Genomic DNA, 20,031 nt, shown 5'->3' with positions numbered 1-20,031 from the left:
ATACGGTTTGAATCAAACAAAGCGCGACAGCAGCAGGGTCAGCCCCAGCGCGATCGATGAAGCCAGTACGGTGGCGGTGGTAAAGGTTTTCAGGGCGTCGGTCAGGGATACACCCAGGTACTCCTTGACCACCCAGAAGGCCGAATCCGTGACGTGGGTCCAGCCCATGGCTCCGGCACCGATGGCGATGCAGATGATCTCCTTGCTCACGGTCGGGTGAGCTCCCAGCATAGGCAATACCATGCCTGCGGCGCTGATCATGGCCACTGTTGCCGAGCCGACCGCGAAGTGCATCAAACCGGCCACCAGCCAGGCCAGCACGATGGGGTTCATATTCAATTGGGTCAACGAGGCGGACAGCGCGCTACCCACACCACTGTCGATCAGAATGCCATTGAATGCCCCGCCGGCACCGATGATCAGCAGGATACTGGCCAGCGGCGGAAAACTCTTTTGCGTGTAAGCCAGCAGGTCGGCCATGGTCAAACCGCGGCGCAAGCCCAGTGCCCAATAAGCGAATACCACGGCAATCGACAGTGCGATCAGCGGGGTGCCCATAAACGAAATCACGCTGAATGCGGTGGATTCATGGGGCAGACCGGCAGCGAAACTTTTACCGACCATCAGCAGCAGCGGCAGGGCGATGGTCAGCAGGGTGACGCCAAGGCCTGGCAGGTCGCGGGTTTTGCTGTCATCGCAATGCTCGTTCAAAAAAGCTTCCTGAGTGGCTGGTGCTTCGGTCTTGCACACCAGTTTGACCCACAGCGGCCCGGCAATCATGGCGGTCGGCAGCGCGACAATCAGACCGTACATGATTACTTTGCCGACATCGGCGCCCAGCATCCCGGTGATCGCCATCGCAGCAGGGTGTGGCGGCAACATGCAATGCACCGCCATCAGCGACACCGCCAGAGGTACGCCCAAGTACAGCAGGTTGATGCGAGTCTCTTTGGCCACTACATAAATCAGCGGAATAAGAAGCACGAACCCCACCTCGAAAAACACCGGGATGCCTGCGATAAATCCGACGAGCATCATCGCCCACGAAGCGCGGTCCTTGCCCAGGGTGTTCAACAGGGCCTGAGCGATGCGCTCCGCACCGCCGGACTCCTCCAGCATCTTGCCCAGAATCCCGCCCAGGCCAATGATCGTGGCCAGAAACCCGAGGGTTCCGCCGACACCGGCTTCATACGACGAAGCAATTTTTACCAACGGCATGCCTGACCCGATTCCCACCACAAAGCTCGCAGCGGTCAGGGCCAGAAAGGCATGAACGCGGACTTTGACGATAAGGAAAATGATCAGGGCGATGGCGCAAAACAACACCAGCAAAAGAGTGGGACCGCTGTGCATGGGAGGTGCTCCGGGAAGCGCTTTTATTGTTGAAATAAGTGATCGTCGTCACTTTGCTTCCGGCAATTAGAGGTTACATCTCCGTAGGCTGACAAAGGATGGTTTTTCACGGTACAGATGATGTGGGGTCATCTGTCAGGAGGTATCCATGCGCAAAGACTACCGGAGCCATGATTGGGGATGACATTTTATGAATACGGTGGTTATAGTAACCACTATTGGGGATGACGAATTTGAATAGCCGACAGCTGATAACCGCAATAGAAGCTGACGGTTGGTATCTGGTACGGAGCAAGGGAAGTCATCACCACTTCAAGCACCCGACGAAGCCGGGGCTGGTAACGATTCCTCATCCGAAGAAAGATTTACTGACCAAAACGATCAACAGTATTTTGAAGCAAGCTCAGCTTTGACTAGCAGGCTGCTTTAACCCGCCCTGTGGAGGTTTTGAACATGCTTTACCCAATAGCGATTCGCCCTGGCGATGAACAACATGCCTGGGGTGTAGACGTGCCGGATATCCCTGGGTGCTTCTCTGCGGGGGAGGATCTTGACGACGCGATGGCCATGGCACGCGAAGCCATTGAAGGGCACCTGGAGATTTTGGCAGAGGATTGCGCCAGAATTCCTGTTGCAACCCCTGTAAGCGCTCATGTTTCCAACCCCGAGTATGAGGGCTGCATCTGGGCATTGGTCGATATCGATATCACCAGATACCTCGGAAAGGCGGAAAAGCTGAATATCACCTTGCCCGCAATCTTGCTGAATCGGATCGATGATTATGTGAAGCATCATCCTGAGCAAAAGAGCCGTTCAGGATTTCTGGCTTCGGCAGCATTAAAGGTTCTGCAACAAGCGTAGGCCGGAGTAAAGGCCACCTCGCGAAGCCCCAAAATCGTGGGGGCTATCCTGCTTGCTGAAGCTCTGCAGGCCTTCGCGAGCGGGCTCGCTCCCACAATTGGATATGCGTGTCAGAAATCCCAGCGAGTGGTCAGCATAAAGTTGCGCGGCTCGCCATAAATCGCCGAGTTATAGAACCCGATATTGGTGTAGTAATACTTGTCGAACACGTTGTTGACGTTAAGCGTGGTCGACAGGTTTTCCGTGAATTGATAACGGGTCATCAGGTCCACCACCCAGTACGGCTTTTGCGAGAAGTCTTCGTACCTGTCCTTGGGACCGTTGAACATCTCTTGCCAGGCCGTGCTCTGCCAGCGTGCGCCACCGCCCACGGAGACTTTGTTGAGGTCGCCCTTCAGTTTGTAGATGGTGTAGAAGCTCAGTTGGTCTTCGGGTTCGAAGGTCGAGATCTTTTTACCGTTGTCATCGCGTACCACCTTGTGCGTGTAACCGGCCTGCAGGCTCCAGCCCGGGCTCAGCTCGCCGGATATCTCCAGCTCGTAGCCCTTGGTTTTAGCCGCAGTGCCCTTGAAGGCATAGTTGGGCGGGGTGGGTTGCAGGTTGTTCCAGGCATCGTCGGGGATGGGACGGTTGCTTTCCTTGACCTCAAAGTACGCCAGGCTGGCGTTCAGGCGGCCATCGAAGAACTCGCTCTTGAGGCCGATCTCGTAGTTTTCACCCTCGTCTGGGTCAAGCATTTTGCTGTTGCGATCCAGGTTGTAGAACTCCTGGGGCATGAATACATCGGTGTAGCTGGCATAGGCCGTCAGGTAATCGGTCAGGTCATAAGTAATGCCCGCATAGGGAATCAAGCGTCCTGTTTCGCGATAGGTATTGGTGGTGCCCGTAAGGGTGTAGTCGACCACCCGCCCGCCCAGAAACACTTTCAGCTCATCTGTGACATTCAGACGCGTGGTTGCATACATGCCGGTCTGGCGCACGGTGTCATCGCTGATTTGAGATGCGTTGCCCCAGTCAGGTTTGGCCAGATGGCCGTCCCAGTTGAAGTAATCCACCAGATTGGGGGTGGAGAAGGTCACGTCCCAATAGCCTTTGCCTTTCCAGTTGGCGGTACTGATGGAGCCGCCCAACACCAAATCGTGTTCACGGCCGAGAAACTCGTAGGGGCCGCTGACATAGAGGTCGGCCGCGTCGCTGGTGGTTTCGCCCTTGTAACGTTGAGCATTGATATTGGCGGTGCCATCAGCCGCAGGCTGGTTGAACTGAATCGCCCCCAGCTGGGCATCGTAGCCATTGATCTTGTGGTCCAGTTGCAGCTTGCCCACCCAACCACTGCCCAGGTCCTGTTCCAGGGTCGCGAACACCGTGCGGGTGTATTGCTGCCAGCTGCTCCAGTCGGTGGCGTTGCTGAATGAGCGTTTGGCGCTGTTGATCTCGCCCGCGTAGTTGTACAGCGGGAAGCTCCCCGACCAGGTGGAGCCCTGGGGTTTGTTGTCCTGATAATCGGCGCCCACGGTCAGCAAGGTGTCTGGCGTCAGGTCGACTTCGAGGATGCCGTAGAACACCGAACTCTGGTTGGAGTAGCGGTCGATATACGATTGCCGGTCCTGATAGGCCGCTACCGCACGACCGCGCACATTACCGGTTTCGGTCAATGGGCCGCTGAGGTCTACTTCAGTCCGGTAGTTGTCCCACGAACCTGCGCCTGCGGTGATATGGCCGTGAAAATCATGGGTGGGTTTTTTACGCACCAGGTTGATGGTGCCGCCCAGGGACCCCGCCCCGCTGAGCAAACCTGAAGCGCCCTTGAGTACCTCGATACGGTCATAAATAGCCATGTCGCTCAGGGTATTACCCGCTGAATAGGCAACGTTGCGGACGGCGGAGGGGATGCCGTCGTACTGGAAGTTGTTGATCGAAAAACCACGCGAGTAGTAGTTGGTGCGGTCCGTGTCGTAGGCCGAGACGGTAATGCCCGGTGTATGGCGCATCACGTCGTCAACATTGTCGAGGGCGAAGTCATCCATATGCTGGCGGGTGATTACGCTGATCGATTGCGGCGTTTCCCGCGGTGTGAGCACCAGGCGAGTGGCCGTGGCGATAGCGCCCGGCGTGTAGGAACCGGTGCCTTCGGTAACGGTACCCAACTGGTTGGTGACAACTTGAGTGGCCCCCAGCTCCAGCGCGGCTTCACTGTTGCTGGCGACCAGTACATAACCCCCGTTGCTCTGGCGCTCGGCTTGCAACCCGCTATTGGCAAGCAAGCGCTCCAGGCCTTCCTCGACGCTGTATGAACCTTCAAGCCCGCCGGTCTTGAGGTGACGGGCCTGTTCGGTATCAAACGAAATCGTAACCCCAGCCTGCACACCAAACCGGGTCAGGGCGCTGCCCAGAGGGCCAGGGGCAATCTGGTACTGCGCCTGGCTTTGCGCTGCGGCCTGGGCAGGTAGCAGCGCCAGACCGGACAGGCTGGCGAGGGACGCGCCAAATACCGCCAGGCGCACAGCGCGGGCTATTTTGGTGGTGGTATTGAGGGGGAGCGGGGGCATTCGATGATCCTTGCGTGGTCATGGCACAAACGCGCTGTAGTCGCGGCTTATGTCATTGACGGATGAGAATCTAAATCAGCAAGGTTAAAGTTCAAACCATTTGCACCTGAGCTTATGCCGGTTCGATGCTGGCCCAGTAGCGGGTGAAGAAACGAACGTTGACTGGCAGGGTTTTACCCAGATTCTCCAGCACCGTATCGGTGTCATCGATACGAAAGGCCCCCGAGATGCGTAAGTTCTGAACGGCTGTTGCACAACGCAGCACGCCCGGACGGTAACGGCCCAACTCCTCGATAAAATCGCCCAGGCGCCAGTCGTCCACGCTCAACATGCCCTGTACCCAGGCGGTTGAGGCCGCAGGCAAAGGCTGAACCCTGCCGATTGCATTGCTATCGAAAGTGACTTGTTGTCCGGTCTCCAGACGCAGGGGCTGATGGATCAGCTCAAGCGGGCGAATTTCCACGGCGGATTGCAACACCCCGACTCGCGTGTGCTCGGGCAATTGGCGCACGCTGAAACGGGTGCCAAGGGCGCGCACGCTGCCGTCCTCGGTCTGCACGATAAAGGGACGCTGCTCAGGATCCTTGGCGGTCTGAATCAAGATTTCACCCCGGTGCAGACGAATCACACGCTGTTTGGCGTCGAAGTGGATATCCAGCGCCGTGTTGGCGTTCAGCTCCAGTTGTGAGCCATCCTCAAGGCGCAGCGAACGCCGCTCACCGACGCCGGTACGCTGCCCCGCAAGCATCGAGCGATAGGGCACCTGCTCGGCCGCCAGCCAGGTACCGCTGCCAACAGCCAGCAGCATGCCAAGGATTTTCAGCACATCACGGCGTTGGGTTTTCGCGGCGTCGAGGCTGGAGAGAGCGGCCTCCTGGGGCATCAATGCCCATTGGCGCTGGAACCTCTCAAGCCGTGCCCAGGCGGCTTCATGTTGTGGGGAGGCTCTCAACCAGGTCTGCCAGTCCCGGGTGCGAGCCTCGTCGGTGGTGCCGTCATTAAGTTGTACATACCAGGTGGCAGCAGCCTCCAGCGCCTTGAGATCCGGGGCAGGGGACATCAATTGTCGACCAGCAACAGGCAGCGGGTCATGGCGCGAATCAAATGATTTTTCACCGTGGTAACCGACACCTCGAAACGCTCGGCGACGGCAACATAACTCAAGCCTTCGAGCTGCACGGCGAGGAAAATTTCCCGCGTTCTGGGGCCCAGCTCATCGAGCAGGCTGTCGATCGAAATCAGCGTTTCGATAATCGACAGGCGTATTTCTGGCGAAATATCCACAGGCTCGGGCTTGAGTGCCAGCGCCTGCAGATAGGCTTGCTCGATGGTGCGGCGGCGCACTTTGTCGATCAACAGCGAGCGGGCAATGGCGCTCAGATAACCACGGGGCTCCCGAATGGGCGTGTCATGGCGTGCGGTCATGACCCGCAGGAACGTGTCCTGGGCCAGGTCGCAGGCATCCGCCGTATTGCCCAGGCGCACGCGCAACCAGCCCTTTAGCCAACTGTTGTGATCGCTGTACAACCGATGAAGAGCTGAAGGGTCGAGCGCCGACATAATGATGCAACCAAAATGTAATTGGTAATCGATCGCATTATTGTGATGGGACAGTATTTATGCAAGGGGGAGGTTCATTGGAGGGGGGGGCGGACAGCGATAATACTGCTGGAGATAGAGTCGTTCGGGTGCACAGGGTGTAACACAACTCTAAGCCGATCGCGTTTTTTGGTGTGTAGTGTGTGTATTTTCCGATTGCACCATTTTTCAATGGTGTGTAGCGTACACACAATGCGTGGTGATCAAGTGCGAAGTCGTGAGCTTATTGAATTATTGGTGGCAGATGGATGGTTTGAGATCGCAATCAAGGGAAGTCACCATCAGTTCAAGCATCCAGCCAAAGCGGGTCGGGTAACGGTTCCACATCCCAAGTCAGAAATTGCCAAAGGGACGCTGCACAACATTCTCAAATCCGCAGGTCTCAAGGGAGAGTTACGGTCATGAAATTTCCAGTGGTCATACATAAAGACGCAGATTCCGAATTCAGCGTAACGGTGCCTGATGTGCCAGGCTGTTTTTCTGCCGGGAGCACTTTTTCGCAAGCGCTGGATAACGTGCAGGAATCATTGGCGTTGCATCTGGAAGGCATTGTTGCGGACGGCGGCGAGCTGCCGCAGGGTAAGGACGTGGATGCCCACCTGGAGAACCCGGATTTTGTCGGTGGAATATGGGCAATCGTTGACTTCGATTTGACGCCTTACCTTGGCAAGTCGGTTCGGTTCAACGCTTCTTTGCCAGAAAACCTGTTGCAGCGCATTGATGAACGAGTGAGCAGGGACCACCGCTATGCATCCCGTTCGGGGTTTCTAGCAACAGCTGCATTGCGCGAGCTGAGCGTTCAGAATTTTTAATCGGCTCAAGACCATCACCATGTGGTGCTCTTGAGTCTTCTCCAAACCCTGAAAACAAAAAAGGCCCACCTTTCGGTGAGCCTCTTCTGGTGTTGCGTATGGTGCCGGCACCAAGAGTCGAACTCGGGACCTACTGATTACAAGTCAGTTGCTCTACCAACTGAGCTATACCGGCGTTATGGGCGACGAGTATACCCGGATGTTTGGGCTTGTAAACCCCTGATAACAGACTATTTTCACGTTTCTGACCGGCGCTCGGTGAAGGAGGGGGGCAAGTGCTCCGTCGTGACCCGATTTTTCGCCGAATTGGTCAGCGCCGACACTTCGTCGCACCGCCGCGCCCACAGGAAAACTAAAAAGGTTATTGAGCAAACCCCAGTTCAAACAGCGTGCCACTGGTATCACTGACCACCCGCACCTGGCCGCCATGCAATTGCATGATCGAATGCACAATCGCCAACCCGAGCCCGCCCGAGTCCCCCGGTTGGGCCCGTGAAGGATCGACCCGGTAAAAACGGTCAAACAACTTGCCCAGATGCTGCGCCTCAATCGGCGGGCCAGGGTTGTGCACACCGATCCAGCAAAACCCGGCATCGTCATGGCGCTGCAAGCGTACGGTAGAGCCCGGTTGAGCATGGCGCACGGCATTGGCCAGTAAATTGCCCAGTGCCCGCTGCAGCAGCTGTTGATCGGCCATCAGCGAGCCGCTGAGCTGATTGTCCAACTGCAGCTGCCGGTCCTCAGCCAGTGCTTCGAAGTAATCGCACAGCTCGTCGCCCACCTCACCAAGGTCCAGCACTTGCAACTGCAACGGGCGCTGGCCGTGTTCGGAGCGAGCGAGAAACATCAGGTTTTCGGCCATACGGTTGAGCCGCTCGTACTCTTCGATATTCGACGCAAGTACTTCCTGGTACTCAGTCGGGCTGCGTGACTGGTTCAGTGCCAGGCTGTTGCTGCCCAGCAGGTTGTGCAACGGCGTGCGGATTTCATGGGCCAGGTCGGCGGAGAACTGTGACAGCCGCGCAAAGCTGTCTTCCAGGCGTGTCAGCATGGCGTTGAGAGCCTGTACCGGCTCCTTGAGTTCGGCAGGCACGTCATGTGTGGCCATGCGCTGGTCAAGGCTGCGCGGATCGATGCCAGCCATGGCGTGGGCCAGCTCACGCAAAGGCTCAAGGCCGCGGCGCAACAGCAGCAGGCCAAGGCCGAAAGCCAGCAGCGCGCCCAGGCCCACGGCGCCATATAAACGCATACGGTAGCTAGCGAGCATTTGCTCACGCTCATCCAGGCGTTTGCCTACGGTCACCCTGAGGATTTCATCGGCCGGGCCTCGGGCCATGCCGGCGAGCAGCACTGTCTGGTCCAGTGTCTGGATATCGGCACGCTGTGGCGCCCGGTCCTGAGCAATGGGCGGTATATCAGGCAAGTCCTGCCGGTGCGGGTTAATGGCGATAAGCGGGCTGCCATCTGCCCGCTTGACCAGTAGCACACTGTCCAGGTTGCCCAGCATGTTCTGGTAGAGGCGCGGGCGTTCTTGCAGGGCTTCGAGGCTATCGCTGTCATGCAGCAGGGCGCGCACTTGTTCAAGGCGCCCGAGCAGCGCCTGGTCATCACGAAACGCCAGTTCCGAGGCCAGGGAGCGATACAGGAACACCCCGATCACACTCAGTACCAACGCGCAGGTCATGGCGATCGCCAGCGCCAGACGCCAGGCGATGGATTTACTCATCGGGTGCTTCCAGTTGATAACCAACGCCGCGCACGGTGTGGATCAACTTGGGCATGTAGGGATCGTCGACCTTGGCCCGCAGGCGACGCACGGCGACTTCGACCATATTGGTGTCGCTGTCGAAATTGAGGTTCCACACTTGGGAGGCGATCAGGGTGCGGGACAGCACCTCGCCCTGGCGGCTGGCCAGCAGTTGCAGCAGGGCGAATTCCTTGTTGGTCAGGCTGATGCGCTGGCCACCCCGGCTGACCCGGCGGCGCAGCACGTCGATTTCAAGATCGGCGATGGCATACGACTCGGCCTCGCGTAGCGGGCCGCGACGCAGCAGCGTGCGCACCCGGGCGAGCAACTCGGCAAAGGCGAAAGGTTTGAGCAGGTAATCGTCGGCGCCTAGCTCCAGACCGCGCACGCGGTCTTCGATAGCATCCCTGGCGGTCAAGAACAGCACCGGAGTGGCGCCGCGCTGGCGAATCAGTTGCAGCAGTTGCCAGCCATTGAGCCCCGGCAGCATCACATCAAGGATGATCAGGTCGTATTCCTGCTGTTCGACAAAATAGCGCCCGTCCAGGCCGTTGAGTGCCACATCCACGGCAAAGCCGGACTCCTTGAGGCCCTTGGCCAGGAAATCGGCGGTCTTGGCTTCATCTTCAACCACTAGCAAACGCATCGCACACCTCGATCAATCGTCTGCACAGGCTAGGCGCCTTCGTCGGTGTTGCCTATTACAAACTTGTAATGCAACTGACGGGGTTCTGACGAGGAGCGCTGGTTAAGGTGGGCCCATTCGTACAGGAGCTTGCCCATGATGTTGAAAACCTTGTTGTTGTGGACTGCCGTTGGCGTTGCCGGCGTGGCCCAGGCGGCGCCGAATCTGGCGCGCCATGCCGATCTGGACCTGGCCACCGCCCGCCAGTTGGCCGACGCGACCCTCAAGCACTGCACCGGGGCGCTGAGCGTGCTCGACCGGGGTGGCAACGTGCTGATGGCACAGCGTCCGGAAGGCGTTGGCCCGCACAACCTGCTGGCGAGCCAGCGCAAAGCGTATACCGCGCTGTCGACCAAAACCCCGACCAGGCTGTTTGCCGAGCGTGCGCGTAACAACCCCGAGGCCGCCAATCTCAACTCCATTGCCGAGCTGTTGCTGCTGGGCGGCGGTGTGCCGTTGTTCGCCGAAGGTGAACTGGTGGGCGCGCTGGGCGTGGCCGGGGCGGGCGGTGCTGAGCAGGACGAAGCCTGCGCGATCAAGGCTGCCGGGCAAGTTAGCCTGACCATTCAACGTTGATCAGATTTTAACCACTGAGGACTTACCATGAAATCGTTGCGAATCACCCTGGCGGCTTTAAGCCTGAGCGCTGTGTCGAGCCTGGCGCTGGCTGCCGGCAATCCGTTGAGCGTGCATGTGCTGAATCTTGAAAACGGTCTGCCGTCCCCGGGGGTCAATGTGACCCTGGAAAAGCATGTGGGCAAGGATTGGCAGCCGCTGGCGCAAGGCGTGACCAATGAGCAGGGACGTATTGGCGAGTTGTTCCCGGGCAAGCAGGCGTTCGAGGCGGGGGAGTACCGGGTGGTATTCAAGACCGGCGATTATTTCAAGAAGGCAGGGCGTGACACGTTCTTCCCGGAAATCCCGGTGATTTTTGAAGTGAAGAATGTGGATCAGCATTACCACATCCCGTTGTTGCTCAGCCCTTATGGTTTTTCGACATATCGCGGGTCGTAGTCCTGCGAAACCCTTTGTGGGAGCGGGCTTGCTCGCGATGAGATCGCTGTGGTTTAACTGTCAGACCGCAGCGCCTGAATCGCGAGCAAGCCCGCTCCCACAGGGTTATCCACAGCGCTGCGCAAGCACCATCAAATTGCGCGGCGTCAGCTGGCTGTCGCAGAACTCGCCAACCTGCACTGCATAGCCGTTCTCCTCCAGGTAGAGCGCCCGATCGAGCACCAACCACAGCTCCAGCGGGCGGCGAAACAGCCCGCGCACCAATTCCAGGTTGCGCACCTGCGCCAACCTCTCCCAGCCTGCGGCTTCCAGCGCCGGCCAGTCTTCTTCGCCACTTGTGGATAAGTTCTTCAGCGCCGCCAAGTCCGAGCAGTACTCGGCAAACGGCTTGTTCAGCCAACTGCTGGGCAGCGAGGGTGTGGATAAGTACTCATCACACTGACGGCGCTGGCGCTGCCACAGATCAAAACCCAAGCGCCGTGCCATCGACTGGTCACGCTGAAGGCGCACGCGGGTGCCGGCGGTCACGGTTTCGCTCATGGGCAGGCTCAGGTCTTCCAGCGACAGTTGCAGGGAAGATGCCTTGGCGGCTGTGGATAACGCTTGATAGTGCGACCCGCCGATGCGGTTGTAGCAGCAGGGGGACACGGCAAGTTGTGCACACCCCGCCGCGCTGGCCAGTTGCAGCAGGCGCACATGCAAATCGCCGCAGGCGTGCAGCGCCACGGGTGTCATTTGGGGTGTGAGCTGCCGGGCTGCTGCTTCAGCGAGCACATCCTGCTGAACATGACGGGCCGCCAGTTGATGACGCTGGCTCAGGTGTTGGCCGGATTCGATCAATGCCGGATCATATTCCAGGCACGTCAGTTGTTGCCCGGCACTTAACAGTCGGCGCCCCAAATGCCCCTTGCCCGCACACCAGTCCAGCCAGTGGGTTGGCGCTTGTGCAAAGGTCAGGCTCTGGGCGAAGGCCTCGATCTGTTGCCATTTGCGCCCGGGTACATCCACTTGTAAGCGCGGGTTTACGGGCGCAAGGGCTTGGGCCGCTAGTCGTGGCACTGCGCTCAGGGTAAGGGAAGTCGCCGCCAGTTCAGGGAACGGCGCAGGGGCGGGCAGGTGTTGGGGGTGGTTGTGGCTGGCTTCGGCGTCTTGCAGCGAACGCTGGCGCAACCACTGCGCCAGTTCCGGGTGTTGCGCTTCCCACGGCACGTTCAACTGAGTGAAGGGCCGTGGGCGCCAGAGGTGCTGGTGGTTTTGCAGAAACCCGTCCAGCGCCTCGAAGCGGGCAAGCAGGTCAGCGCCCTTGGCAGGCATCGACGCGCAACCAGCGCTCCAACAGTTTGAAGCCCTGGATCAGCACAAACGACATGACCAGGTAAATTGCCCCGGCAGCCAGGAACATGTCCACGGTCTGGTAGTTGCGGGCAATGATGGTGCGGGTCATGCCGGTCAGTTCCAGCAGGGTCACGGTACTCGCCAGCGAGCTGGCTTTGAGCATCAGGATCACTTCGTTGCTGTAGGCCGGCAGACCGATGCGTGCAGCGCGTGGCAGGACGATATGCACCAGGGTCTTGAAACGCGACATGCCCAGAGCCCGTGCTGCCTCGATTTCACCTGGCGGGATGGCCTGGATCGCGCCGCGCAGGATCTCGGCAATGTAGGCAGCGGTGTGCAGGGTCATGGTGATGATCGCGCACCAGAACGGGCTGCGCAGGTACGGCCACAACGCGCTGTCACGCACCACATCGAACTGCGCCAGGCCGTAATAGACCAGAAATAGCTGGATCAGCAACGGCGTGCCACGGAAGAAAAAGATGTAGGCGTAGGGCAGTGAGCGCACATACCAGAGCTTGGATGAGCGGGCGATGCCCAACGGGATGGCCACGATCAGACCGGCGATCACCGAGATGGCGGTCAGCTCCAGGGTCAGGGTCGCACCCTGCATCAGCTTGGGCAGCCACTTGAGGATTACTTCCCACTCCATTACGTCCTCCTCACGAAGCCGCGCGCTGCGCGTTTTTCAAGCACGTGCATGGTGCCCATGGCCAGTACGGTAAGGCCCAGGTACATCACGGCTGCCACCATGTAGAAGGTGAACGGGTGTTTGGCGAAGGTCACGGCGTTTTGCGCCTGACGCATGATTTCTTCAAGGCCGATGACCGACACCAGCGCGGTGTCCTTCATCAGGATCATGAACAGGTTACCCAGGCCGGGCAGGGCAATACGCCACATTTGCGGCAGCACCAGCTTGGTGAAAATCCGCGGTTTGGACAGGCCCAGTGCCATGCCCGCTTCGCGGTGGCCCTTGGGAATGGCCAGGATGGCACCGCGGAACACTTCGGTGGCATAGGCACCAAAGCACAGGCCCAGCGCGAGTACACCCGCCGCAAAGGCGCTGAGGGTGAGGTCGGGCATGCCGATGTATTCGCCGATGGTGCGCACCAGGTTCACGCTGCCAAAGTAGATCAGCAACACCCAGAGCAGTTCGGGCACGCCGCGAACCAGGGTCGAATAGGCGCCGCCCAACCATCTAAGCGGTTTGAAGGGGGAGGTCTTGGCCAAGGCACCGAGCAATCCGAGCACCAGGCCCAGACACAGCGCGGTAAGTGCCAGTTTGACGGTCATCAGCGCGCCAGCGGCAAGCGCCGGGCCGAATCCGTATAAATCGATAGTCATGGGGTAGGCAGGCTTTGCTAGGGACCGGCGCGCCTACAGGCGCACCGGTCAGGCAGGTCAGTAGATGCTGAACGGGAAGTACTTGTCGTTGATCTTCTTGTACGTGCCGTCTTCAACGATTTGCTTGAGGGCCAGGTTCAGCTTGGCACGCAGTTCGTTGTCGCCTTTGCGCAGGGCGATGCCGACCTTGTCGTCTTCGTTGACCGGTTCACCCTTGAACTCGTATGCCTGGCCAGCCGGGCTTTTCAGCCAGTCGTAGTTGGCGTACTTGTCAGCCAGCAGCGCGTCTACACGGCCCGAAGTCAGGTCGAGGTAGGCGTTTTCCTGAGTGTCGTACAGGGAGATGGTGGCGTCGGTACCCAGGTTGTCATCCAGCCAGGTCGCAGCCTGGGTTGAACGCTGAGTGCCCAGGGCCTTGCCCTTGAGGGACGCGAGGTCGGTTTTGAAGTCGACTTTTTTCGGCGCGATGAACTGCTGCTTGTTGGAGTAGTACGGGTCGGTGAAGTCCACCGCCTGCTTGCGTTCGTCAGTGATCGACAGCGACGACACGATGAAATCGTACTTTTTGGCGTTCAGTGCCGGGATGATGCCGTCCCAGTCGGAGGTGACGATTTCACACTCGGCTTTCATCTTGGCGCACAGGGCCATGGCGATATCCGGGTCGAAGCCCACGACTTCACCACTGGCGTTCTTGTTGTTGAACGGTGGGTAAGCGCCCTCAATGCCGACTTTGTACTTGTCTGCAGCCAAGGCGTTGGCGCTGAAAACCAGTGTGGCGGCAGCGGCCATGAGAAGCTTTTTATAGTTCTGCATTCGTGTTGCTCCGTTAGCGGTTGCTGGACATGAATTGTTTACAGCGCGCCGAAACCGGGTTGTCGAACACCTGTTCTGGCGACCCTTGCTCTTCGATCAGGCCCTGGTGCAAAAACACTACTTCGCTGGACACCTGACGGGCAAAGCCCATTTCGTGGGTGACCAACAGCATAGTGCGACCTTCTTCGGCGAGTGCGCGGATCACACTAAGTACTTCTTGAACCATTTCCGGGTCAAGTGCCGATGTCGGTTCATCGAACAGAATCACTTTGGGCTGCATGGCCAGGGTGCGGGCAATCGCTGCGCGTTGCTGCTGGCCACCGGACAATTCGGACGGATAGGCATGGCGTTTTTCGGCAATGCCGACTTTGGCCAGCAATGCTTCGGCCACTTCGATGGCCTCGGCCTTGCTTTGCCCCAGTACGCGACGTGGCGCCTCGATAATGTTGTCGAGGATGGTCATGTGCGGCCACAGGTTAAAGTTTTGAAACACAAAACCCAGTTCGCTGCGCATGCGGTTGATCTGCTTGCCGTCGGCCGCGATCAGTTCGCCATTTTTGGCTTTCTTGAGTTTGAGCTCTTCCCCGGCGACCACGATCTGGCCTTCGTGGGGGTTTTCCAGAAGGTTGATGCAGCGCAGCAGAGTGGACTTGCCGGAACCGGAAGAACCCAGGATCGAGATCACGTCGCCGTCGCGTGCGGTCAGCGAGATACCCTTGAGTACCTCAAGCTCGCCGTAGCGTTTGTGCAAGTTGCGGATTTCAAGCGCGGGCGTGGCCAAAGCCATGTGCGTTCCTCTTTGTGTTCGGGTGCGATCCTGCTGTTGGGCGGCCTTCCTGGCGCAGGCCAAGCTAGCATAGGGTTGCAGAGGCAACCAGCCGCCCTGAAGACACAAAAGGCGCGAGGGTGGCAGTTTGTCGCATCGCTACAGCAGAGTGTCGCGCCGACAACAACCGACCCTGTAATTCGCCGTTCGGCCAGACAGGTGTCGCTTAAAAAAGGTCGCGATGTTGCCAGCTTTGGCCCGGTGTTGGAAGCGCGAACCTACTAAAGGTTAAAGATGTGCACTGCTTTTGGGCCATATGGGGTGTTTTGGGTATTTTTGGTGCGTCGAGACCCTTGTAGCTGAGTGTTTCGGTAACGACTTGGCGAAATGCCATTGCGCTCAATGGCTTGCAATGTCTGTTGCAAATCGTTGCAGCCCGCGGAAACCGTGCATGTGTCACATTCTGGCTCAGTTATTGCGTCAAGGATTCTAAACGCCCCGTTGGTTACTTTTTACGAAAGTCAACGCGGGTGCTCGGAATGGCTTCAATGAAAGGTAGTCCCAATGAGCAATACGCAATCCTCTAGCGGCCTGGAACAAGGGCTCAAACCACGGCATGTGACCATGCTGTCGATTGCCGGTGTTATCGGCGCCGGTTTGTTTGTCGGTTCCGGACACGCGATTGCCCAAGCGGGCCCTGCCGTGTTGCTGGCTTATGCCGCAGCAGGCACCTTGGTCGTGCTGGTGATGCGCATGCTGGCCGAAATGGCCGTTGCCTCACCTGATACCGGTTCGTTCTCCACTTACGCCGACCGTGCCATCGGGCATTGGGCTGGTTTTACCATTGGCTGGCTGTACTGGTGGTTCTGGGTCCTGGTGATCCCGCTGGAAGCTGTCGCCGCAGGTACCATCCTGCATGCCTGGTTCCCGGGTACGGCGATCTGGGTGTTTACCCTGGTCATCACCCTGTTGCTGACCGCCACCAACCTGTTCAGCGTCAAGAACTACGGTGAGTTCGAGTTCTGGTTTGCGCTGGTCAAGGTGCTGGCGATTATTGGCTTTATCATTTTGGGTCTGCTGGCCATTTTCGGCTATCTGCCTACCAGCCAGGTCAGCGGTGTCGCGCATCTGTCCGATACCATCGGCTTTATGCCCAATGGCATGGGCGCTGTTCTGGCTGCCATGCTGACCACCATGTTCTCGTTCATGGGCACTGAAATTGTCACCATCGCGGCGGCGGAATCCAAAGATCCGAGCAAGCAGATCACCAAGGCCACCAATTCGGTGATCTGGCGTATTGGCCTGTTCTATCTGGTATCGATTTTCATCGTTGTGGCCCTGGTGCCGTGGAACGACCCGAGCCTGGCGCAGTTGGGTTCCTACCAGACCGTACTTGATCGCATGGGCATCCCGAATGCCAAGCTGATCGTTGATATCGTGGTACTGATCGCCGTAACCAGCTGCCTGAACTCGGCGCTCTACACCTCTTCGCGCATGCTCTACTCCCTGAGCAAACGTGGTGATGCACCGGCTGCGGCCAAGCGCACCAATGCTGCGGGCACGCCTTACTGGGCGGTGATGATGTCCACGGGTGCAGCTTTTGTAGCGGTATTTGCCAACTATGTGGCGCCGGCTGCCGTGTTCGAGTTCCTGCTGGCCAGCTCTGGCGCGATCGCGCTGCTGGTGTATCTGGTGATTGCCGTGTCGCAACTGCGCATGCGCCAGAAGCGTACGGCCCTGGGCGAGAACATCTCGTTCAAGATGTGGCTGTTCCCGGGCCTGACCTATGCGGTAATCGTCTTTATCGTGGCTATTCTGACGGTCATGCTGTTCCAGGAAGCGCATCGCGTTGAAATCATGGCGACCGGTATGCTGAGCATTCTGGTGGTGGTGGCAGGCCTGCTGGTGGCACGCCGTCGTCGCATTGAGAAGTTGGGGGCACCGGTACTCAACTGAGGCCAGGACGGTTCTCGCGGTTGAATACCCAGAAAAACCGTCATCCTTCGGGATGGCGGTTTTTTTGTGCCTGTAAGGGGGGCAATTTGCGACCGCTGATCACTATCTGGCGGTTTTTTCCCATTCAGTGGGAATCGAATTTCAGCTAATGGGAAACACCGTGCACCATGCAGGCAAGAGCATGGGGCCGATAATGAACTACAACACGCCAACTGATCGCTTGCTGCAAATCCTCGTCAGCCTGGGGCAATCCGCCGAGGCGATCTCCGCCAAGGCGCTTTCCGAGCAACTGGGGCAACCGCTGAGCAGCACCTATCGCCACCTCAACACCCTGTTGCGTTGGGGCCTGGCCGAAGAGAACGGCCAGGGCCGCTATCTGCCAGGGCCAGCCTGTTTGCAGCTGGCGAAAAAATTTGACCGCGAAGCGGTGCTGGTAACGCTGGCCAAACCTGAACTCAAGCGTCTGGCCGAGCAAAGCCAGGAGAGCGTGGCCTTGATGGTGCCGAGCAACGGTCAGGCGATTTGCATTGAGCTGGTCGACAGCCCGCAGCCGCTGCGCTGCTGTTACCAGAAGGGGCTGGCCCAGCCGCTGCTGGTCGGCGCTTCTGCGCGGGTGCTGCTGGCGTATATGGATGAAGCGCACAGTGTGTCGGCGCTTCTGGCGCAAGGCGTCGAGCCTGAAGAAGTGGCCACCTATCAGCGCAGCTTTGCCCAAATCCGTGCTGCCGGTTATGCCGTGAGTGTGAGTGAGATCGACGACGGTATCTGGGGCATCAGCGCGCCGTTGCTCGACAGCCGCAATCGCCTGCAAGGCGCCATCAGCCTCATGGCCCCGGCTACCAGGGCACACACCCGCAGTGAACGCCTGATCCGCTGGACCCAGGACGTTGCCCTGCGCCTGAGCGCCCGGCTCGACTGAATTTGACTGGAGTTTCAAACATGACGGTTGTACCCGACATGTCCTTGTGGACAGGCCGTATTGATGCCGCTGAAGGGCAGGGCGCGTTGCGCTGGCATCAATGGGTCAAGCCTGTGGCCGATGGCCTGCCAGCGGGGGCTGCATTGATTGGTTTGGCCAGCGATGAAGGGGTCAGGCGCAATCAGGGCCGTACCGGTGCCCGCAAGGGGCCGGTGGCCTTGCGCAAGGCCTTGGCCAATCTGGCATGGCACGGTCACGCGCCGCTGTACGACGCCGGTGATGTGAGCTGCGCGGGCGATGATCTGGAGGGCGCGCAGCAAGGCTATGGCCAACAGGTCAGCCATTTGCTCGACCAGGGGCATTTACCGCTGGGCCTGGGTGGCGGGCACGAAATCGCCTTTGCCAGTTTCAGTGGTCTGGTTGATCACTTGCGCCGCAAGCACCCGCAGCCACGCATTGGCATTCTCAATTTCGATGCGCATTTCGATTTGCGCCACGCCGAACAAAGCAGCTCAGGCACACCCTTCCGGCAGATTGCCGAGGCTTGCCAGCGTTTCGATATGCCGTTCACCTATTGCTGCCTGGGTGTCAGCCAGTTGAACAATACCCAGGCCCTGTTTGAACAGGCCGAGCGCCTGAATGTGCGTTACCGCCTCGACCGGCAAATGAACAGCTGGGACATCCCCGCCTGCGAAGCGTTGATCGATGATTTTCTGCAAGACGTCGATCACCTCTACATGACCCTTTGCCTTGATGTCCTGCCCGCCAGCCAGGCCCCCGGCGTCAGTGCGCCGTCTGCCCATGGGGTGGACATGCAGATCGTCGAGCACCTGGTACGCCACGCCAAAGCCAGCGGCAAATTGCGCATGGCCGACATCGCCGAGCTCAACCCGAGCCTGGACATCGACAACCGAACCGCCCGCATTGGCGCGCGTCTGCTCGCCAGCCTGATTGATTAAGTTTTGCGCAAATCCCTGAAACCGCTTGTTGAATCATAAGAAAAAGAGAAATTCGCCATGCTGACATTCGAACTGGATGCGCTGAGCACCCTTGCTCTCGCGTTGCTCCTGCTGGGCCTGGGTGCCCAACTGAAAAAGCGCAGCTACTGGCTGCGTCAATTGTGTGTTCCTGCACCGGTCATCGGTGGTTTTGGGTTTGCCTTGGTGATCTGGTTATTACGGGATCAGCAACTGCTCAACCTCAGCCTCGACACCAGCCTGCAAACCCCGCTGATGGTGGCGTTCTTCACCACTGTAGGTTTGGGCGGCAGCCTGGGGTTGTTGCGCAAGGGCGGCAAGCTGCTGTTTATCTACCTGGGCGCGTGCTGGGGCCTGGCGCTGGTGCAAAACGTGGTGGGAGTGAGTGTGGCCAAGCTGCTGGGCATCGACCCGCTGCTGGGGATCATGGCCGGGGCGGTGTCACTGGAGGGCGGCTTTGGTGCGGCGGCAGCCTTTGGGCCGATTGCTGAAAACCTTGGGGCGGTCGGGGCTACGACTGCTGCGCTCGCCGCTGCAACCTTTGGCATGGTGGCCGGCGGTTTGCTCGGCAGCCCGCTGGCGCGCTGGTTGATCGAGCGCAACAAGCTGGTGGTCAAGGCCGAAGCCGCGGGCAGTCTCAAGGCGTTCGAAGACGTGGTCCACACCCCTGTGGCCGCGCTGGATGCCGCAACCCTGCTGCGTTTGCTGACCTGCATTGTGGTGATCATGGTGCTGGGGTTCTGGCTGGGCTCCAGCTTGCAGCAGCATTTGGGTATCGTCTTGCCGAGCTATGTGGGGGCCATGTTCGTCGCGATCATCCTGCGCAACCTCAATGACCGGGCCCAGCTGATCGAGGTGCCCGACCATGCCGTCAGCACTATCGGTGATGTGTGCCTGGGCATGTTCCTGACCATGGCCATGATGAGCTTGAAGTTCTGGGAGCTGGAGAAGCTCGGCTTGCCGTTGCTGGTGATTCTGGTGGTGCAGGTGGTGATCATGATCCTGCTGTGCGTGTTCGTCCTGTTCCGCCTGTTTGGCCGCAACTACGACGCCGCGGTCTTGTGCGCTGGTTTCATGGGGCACGGGCTGGGCGCGACGCCCAATGCCGTGGCCAATATGGGGGCCATCTGCGATCACTACAAAGTCTTCTCGTACAAGGCCTTTATCATCGTGCCGCTGTGTGGGGCGGTGCTGATCGATATCGTGGCGATCCCGATGATCACCTGGTTTATCAACGCCTTCAGCTGACGGGTTGAATGTAAAACGGCCGCTCTCCCGTCAAGGAGGCGGCCGTTTTTATGCAG

Annotated in this window: 21 protein-coding genes and 1 tRNA gene; 10 read left to right on the top strand and 12 right to left on the bottom strand. The window is 58.9% G+C overall.

The window, feature by feature from the left end; all coding sequences use genetic code 11:
* Positions 1 to 12: 12 nt before the first annotated feature.
* Entirely contained in the window at positions 13 to 1,353 is a 1,341-nt protein-coding gene (locus tag ACP7BE_RS20450) for a gluconate:H+ symporter (protein ID WP_095000758.1), read from the bottom strand.
* Positions 1,354 to 1,586: 233 nt separating this feature from the next.
* On the opposite strand from ACP7BE_RS20450, the gene ACP7BE_RS20445 reads away from it, so the two are divergent.
* Both ACP7BE_RS20445 and ACP7BE_RS20440 read left to right on the top strand, forming a co-directional pair.
* The gene (locus ACP7BE_RS20445) at positions 1,587 to 1,766 is read left to right on the top strand and encodes a type II toxin-antitoxin system HicA family toxin (RefSeq protein WP_095001085.1); all 180 of its coding nucleotides are present in this window, start codon (positions 1,587 to 1,589) and stop codon (positions 1,764 to 1,766) included.
* Positions 1,767 to 1,806: 40 nt separating this feature from the next.
* Positions 1,807 to 2,214: a type II toxin-antitoxin system HicB family antitoxin gene (locus ACP7BE_RS20440; RefSeq protein WP_095000759.1), complete on the top strand. Its 408-nt coding sequence runs from the start codon at positions 1,807 to 1,809 to the stop codon at positions 2,212 to 2,214.
* 110 nt (positions 2,215 to 2,324) lie between these two features.
* Here ACP7BE_RS20440 and ACP7BE_RS20435 read toward each other — a convergent pair whose 3' ends face one another.
* The 3 genes from ACP7BE_RS20435 to ACP7BE_RS20425 all read right to left on the bottom strand — a co-directional run bounded on the left by ACP7BE_RS20435 (position 2,325) and on the right by ACP7BE_RS20425 (position 6,323).
* Positions 2,325 to 4,763: a TonB-dependent siderophore receptor gene (locus ACP7BE_RS20435; protein ID WP_095025192.1), complete on the bottom strand. Its 2,439-nt coding sequence runs from the start codon at positions 4,761 to 4,763 to the stop codon at positions 2,325 to 2,327.
* A 112-nt stretch (positions 4,764 to 4,875) separates the two neighbouring features.
* Positions 4,876 to 5,823: a FecR domain-containing protein gene (locus ACP7BE_RS20430; RefSeq protein WP_426107043.1), complete on the bottom strand. Its 948-nt coding sequence runs from the start codon at positions 5,821 to 5,823 to the stop codon at positions 4,876 to 4,878.
* Complete coding sequence (locus ACP7BE_RS20425; protein ID WP_095000762.1) at positions 5,823 to 6,323, bottom strand: sigma-70 family RNA polymerase sigma factor; 501 nt, start codon at positions 6,321 to 6,323, stop codon at positions 5,823 to 5,825. The genes ACP7BE_RS20430 and ACP7BE_RS20425 overlap by 1 nt, the downstream gene beginning before the upstream one ends.
* Positions 6,324 to 6,569: 246 nt before the next feature.
* Between ACP7BE_RS20425 and ACP7BE_RS20420 the strand changes: the two genes are divergently transcribed.
* Positions 6,570 to 6,767, top strand: a complete 198-nt coding sequence (locus ACP7BE_RS20420) for a type II toxin-antitoxin system HicA family toxin (protein WP_095001086.1) — start codon at positions 6,570 to 6,572, stop codon at positions 6,765 to 6,767.
* Positions 6,764 to 7,174, top strand: a complete 411-nt coding sequence (locus ACP7BE_RS20415) for a type II toxin-antitoxin system HicB family antitoxin (protein ID WP_095000763.1) — start codon at positions 6,764 to 6,766, stop codon at positions 7,172 to 7,174. Before ACP7BE_RS20420 ends, ACP7BE_RS20415 begins: the two co-directional genes overlap by 4 nt.
* A 99-nt stretch (positions 7,175 to 7,273) precedes the next feature.
* On the opposite strand, the gene ACP7BE_RS20410 is transcribed toward ACP7BE_RS20415, so the two are convergent.
* The 3 genes from ACP7BE_RS20410 to ACP7BE_RS20400 all read right to left on the bottom strand — a co-directional run bounded on the left by ACP7BE_RS20410 (position 7,274) and on the right by ACP7BE_RS20400 (position 9,567).
* Positions 7,274 to 7,349 (bottom strand) — tRNA-Thr (locus ACP7BE_RS20410).
* A gap of 186 nt (positions 7,350 to 7,535) precedes the next feature.
* Entirely contained in the window at positions 7,536 to 8,900 is a 1,365-nt protein-coding gene (locus ACP7BE_RS20405) for a heavy metal sensor histidine kinase (RefSeq protein WP_095000764.1), read from the bottom strand.
* Positions 8,893 to 9,567, bottom strand: coding sequence for a heavy metal response regulator transcription factor (locus ACP7BE_RS20400; protein ID WP_095000765.1), 675 nt, complete (start codon positions 9,565 to 9,567; stop codon positions 8,893 to 8,895). Before ACP7BE_RS20400 ends, ACP7BE_RS20405 begins: the two co-directional genes overlap by 8 nt.
* 135 nt (positions 9,568 to 9,702) lie before the next feature.
* Here ACP7BE_RS20400 and ACP7BE_RS20395 point away from each other — a divergent pair, with 135 nt between their 5' ends.
* Positions 9,703 to 10,182: a GlcG/HbpS family heme-binding protein gene (locus tag ACP7BE_RS20395; RefSeq protein ID WP_426107040.1), complete on the top strand. Its 480-nt coding sequence runs from the start codon at positions 9,703 to 9,705 to the stop codon at positions 10,180 to 10,182.
* Between the two features lie 27 nt (positions 10,183 to 10,209).
* Positions 10,210 to 10,620: a hydroxyisourate hydrolase gene (gene uraH / locus ACP7BE_RS20390; RefSeq protein WP_095017768.1), complete on the top strand. Its 411-nt coding sequence runs from the start codon at positions 10,210 to 10,212 to the stop codon at positions 10,618 to 10,620.
* Positions 10,621 to 10,725: 105 nt separating this feature from the next.
* On the opposite strand, the gene ACP7BE_RS20385 is transcribed toward uraH, so the two are convergent.
* From ACP7BE_RS20385 to ACP7BE_RS20365, 5 genes are read right to left on the bottom strand one after another with little or no spacing between them, the layout of a single operon-like run.
* Complete coding sequence (locus ACP7BE_RS20385; protein ID WP_426107038.1) at positions 10,726 to 11,934, bottom strand: methyltransferase; 1,209 nt, start codon at positions 11,932 to 11,934, stop codon at positions 10,726 to 10,728.
* Positions 11,915 to 12,604 (bottom strand): ABC transporter permease, encoded by a 690-nt coding sequence (locus tag ACP7BE_RS20380; RefSeq protein ID WP_095000769.1) that lies wholly within the window; start codon positions 12,602 to 12,604, stop codon positions 11,915 to 11,917. The genes ACP7BE_RS20385 and ACP7BE_RS20380 overlap by 20 nt, the downstream gene beginning before the upstream one ends.
* Entirely contained in the window at positions 12,604 to 13,296 is a 693-nt protein-coding gene (locus tag ACP7BE_RS20375; RefSeq protein WP_095000770.1) for an ABC transporter permease, read from the bottom strand. Before ACP7BE_RS20375 ends, ACP7BE_RS20380 begins: the two co-directional genes overlap by 1 nt.
* 57 nt (positions 13,297 to 13,353) lie before the next feature.
* Positions 13,354 to 14,109 carry an ABC transporter substrate-binding protein gene (locus tag ACP7BE_RS20370; RefSeq protein WP_095000771.1) on the bottom strand — a complete coding sequence of 252 codons (756 nt, stop codon included), beginning with the start codon at positions 14,107 to 14,109 and terminating at the stop codon, positions 13,354 to 13,356.
* Positions 14,110 to 14,122: 13 nt separating this feature from the next.
* Positions 14,123 to 14,896 (bottom strand): ABC transporter ATP-binding protein, encoded by a 774-nt coding sequence (locus ACP7BE_RS20365; protein ID WP_095017766.1) that lies wholly within the window; start codon positions 14,894 to 14,896, stop codon positions 14,123 to 14,125.
* Between the two features lie 543 nt (positions 14,897 to 15,439).
* Here ACP7BE_RS20365 and gabP point away from each other — a divergent pair.
* The 4 genes from gabP to gltS all read left to right on the top strand — a co-directional run bounded on the left by gabP (position 15,440) and on the right by gltS (position 19,975).
* The gene (gene gabP, locus ACP7BE_RS20360; RefSeq protein ID WP_095017765.1) at positions 15,440 to 16,831 is read left to right on the top strand and encodes a GABA permease; all 1,392 of its coding nucleotides are present in this window, start codon (positions 15,440 to 15,442) and stop codon (positions 16,829 to 16,831) included.
* Positions 16,832 to 17,024: 193 nt separating this feature from the next.
* A complete protein-coding gene (locus ACP7BE_RS20355; RefSeq protein ID WP_095000773.1) occupies positions 17,025 to 17,750 on the top strand; it encodes an IclR family transcriptional regulator in 726 nt (241 codons plus the stop codon).
* 20 nt (positions 17,751 to 17,770) lie between these two features.
* The gene (gene hutG / locus ACP7BE_RS20350; protein WP_426107034.1) at positions 17,771 to 18,709 is read left to right on the top strand and encodes a formimidoylglutamase; all 939 of its coding nucleotides are present in this window, start codon (positions 17,771 to 17,773) and stop codon (positions 18,707 to 18,709) included.
* A gap of 57 nt (positions 18,710 to 18,766) precedes the next feature.
* A complete protein-coding gene (gene gltS / locus ACP7BE_RS20345) occupies positions 18,767 to 19,975 on the top strand; it encodes a sodium/glutamate symporter (RefSeq protein ID WP_095000775.1) in 1,209 nt (402 codons plus the stop codon).
* The last annotated feature ends 56 nt before the right edge of the window (positions 19,976 to 20,031 follow it).

This window comes from Pseudomonas sp. TWR1-1-3 (genome assembly GCF_049896805.1).
GTDB lineage: Bacteria > Pseudomonadota > Gammaproteobacteria > Pseudomonadales > Pseudomonadaceae > Aquipseudomonas > Aquipseudomonas bubulae.
Note: the sequence above shows the minus strand (reverse complement) of the source record. Positions and strands in the feature narration are given on the sequence as shown.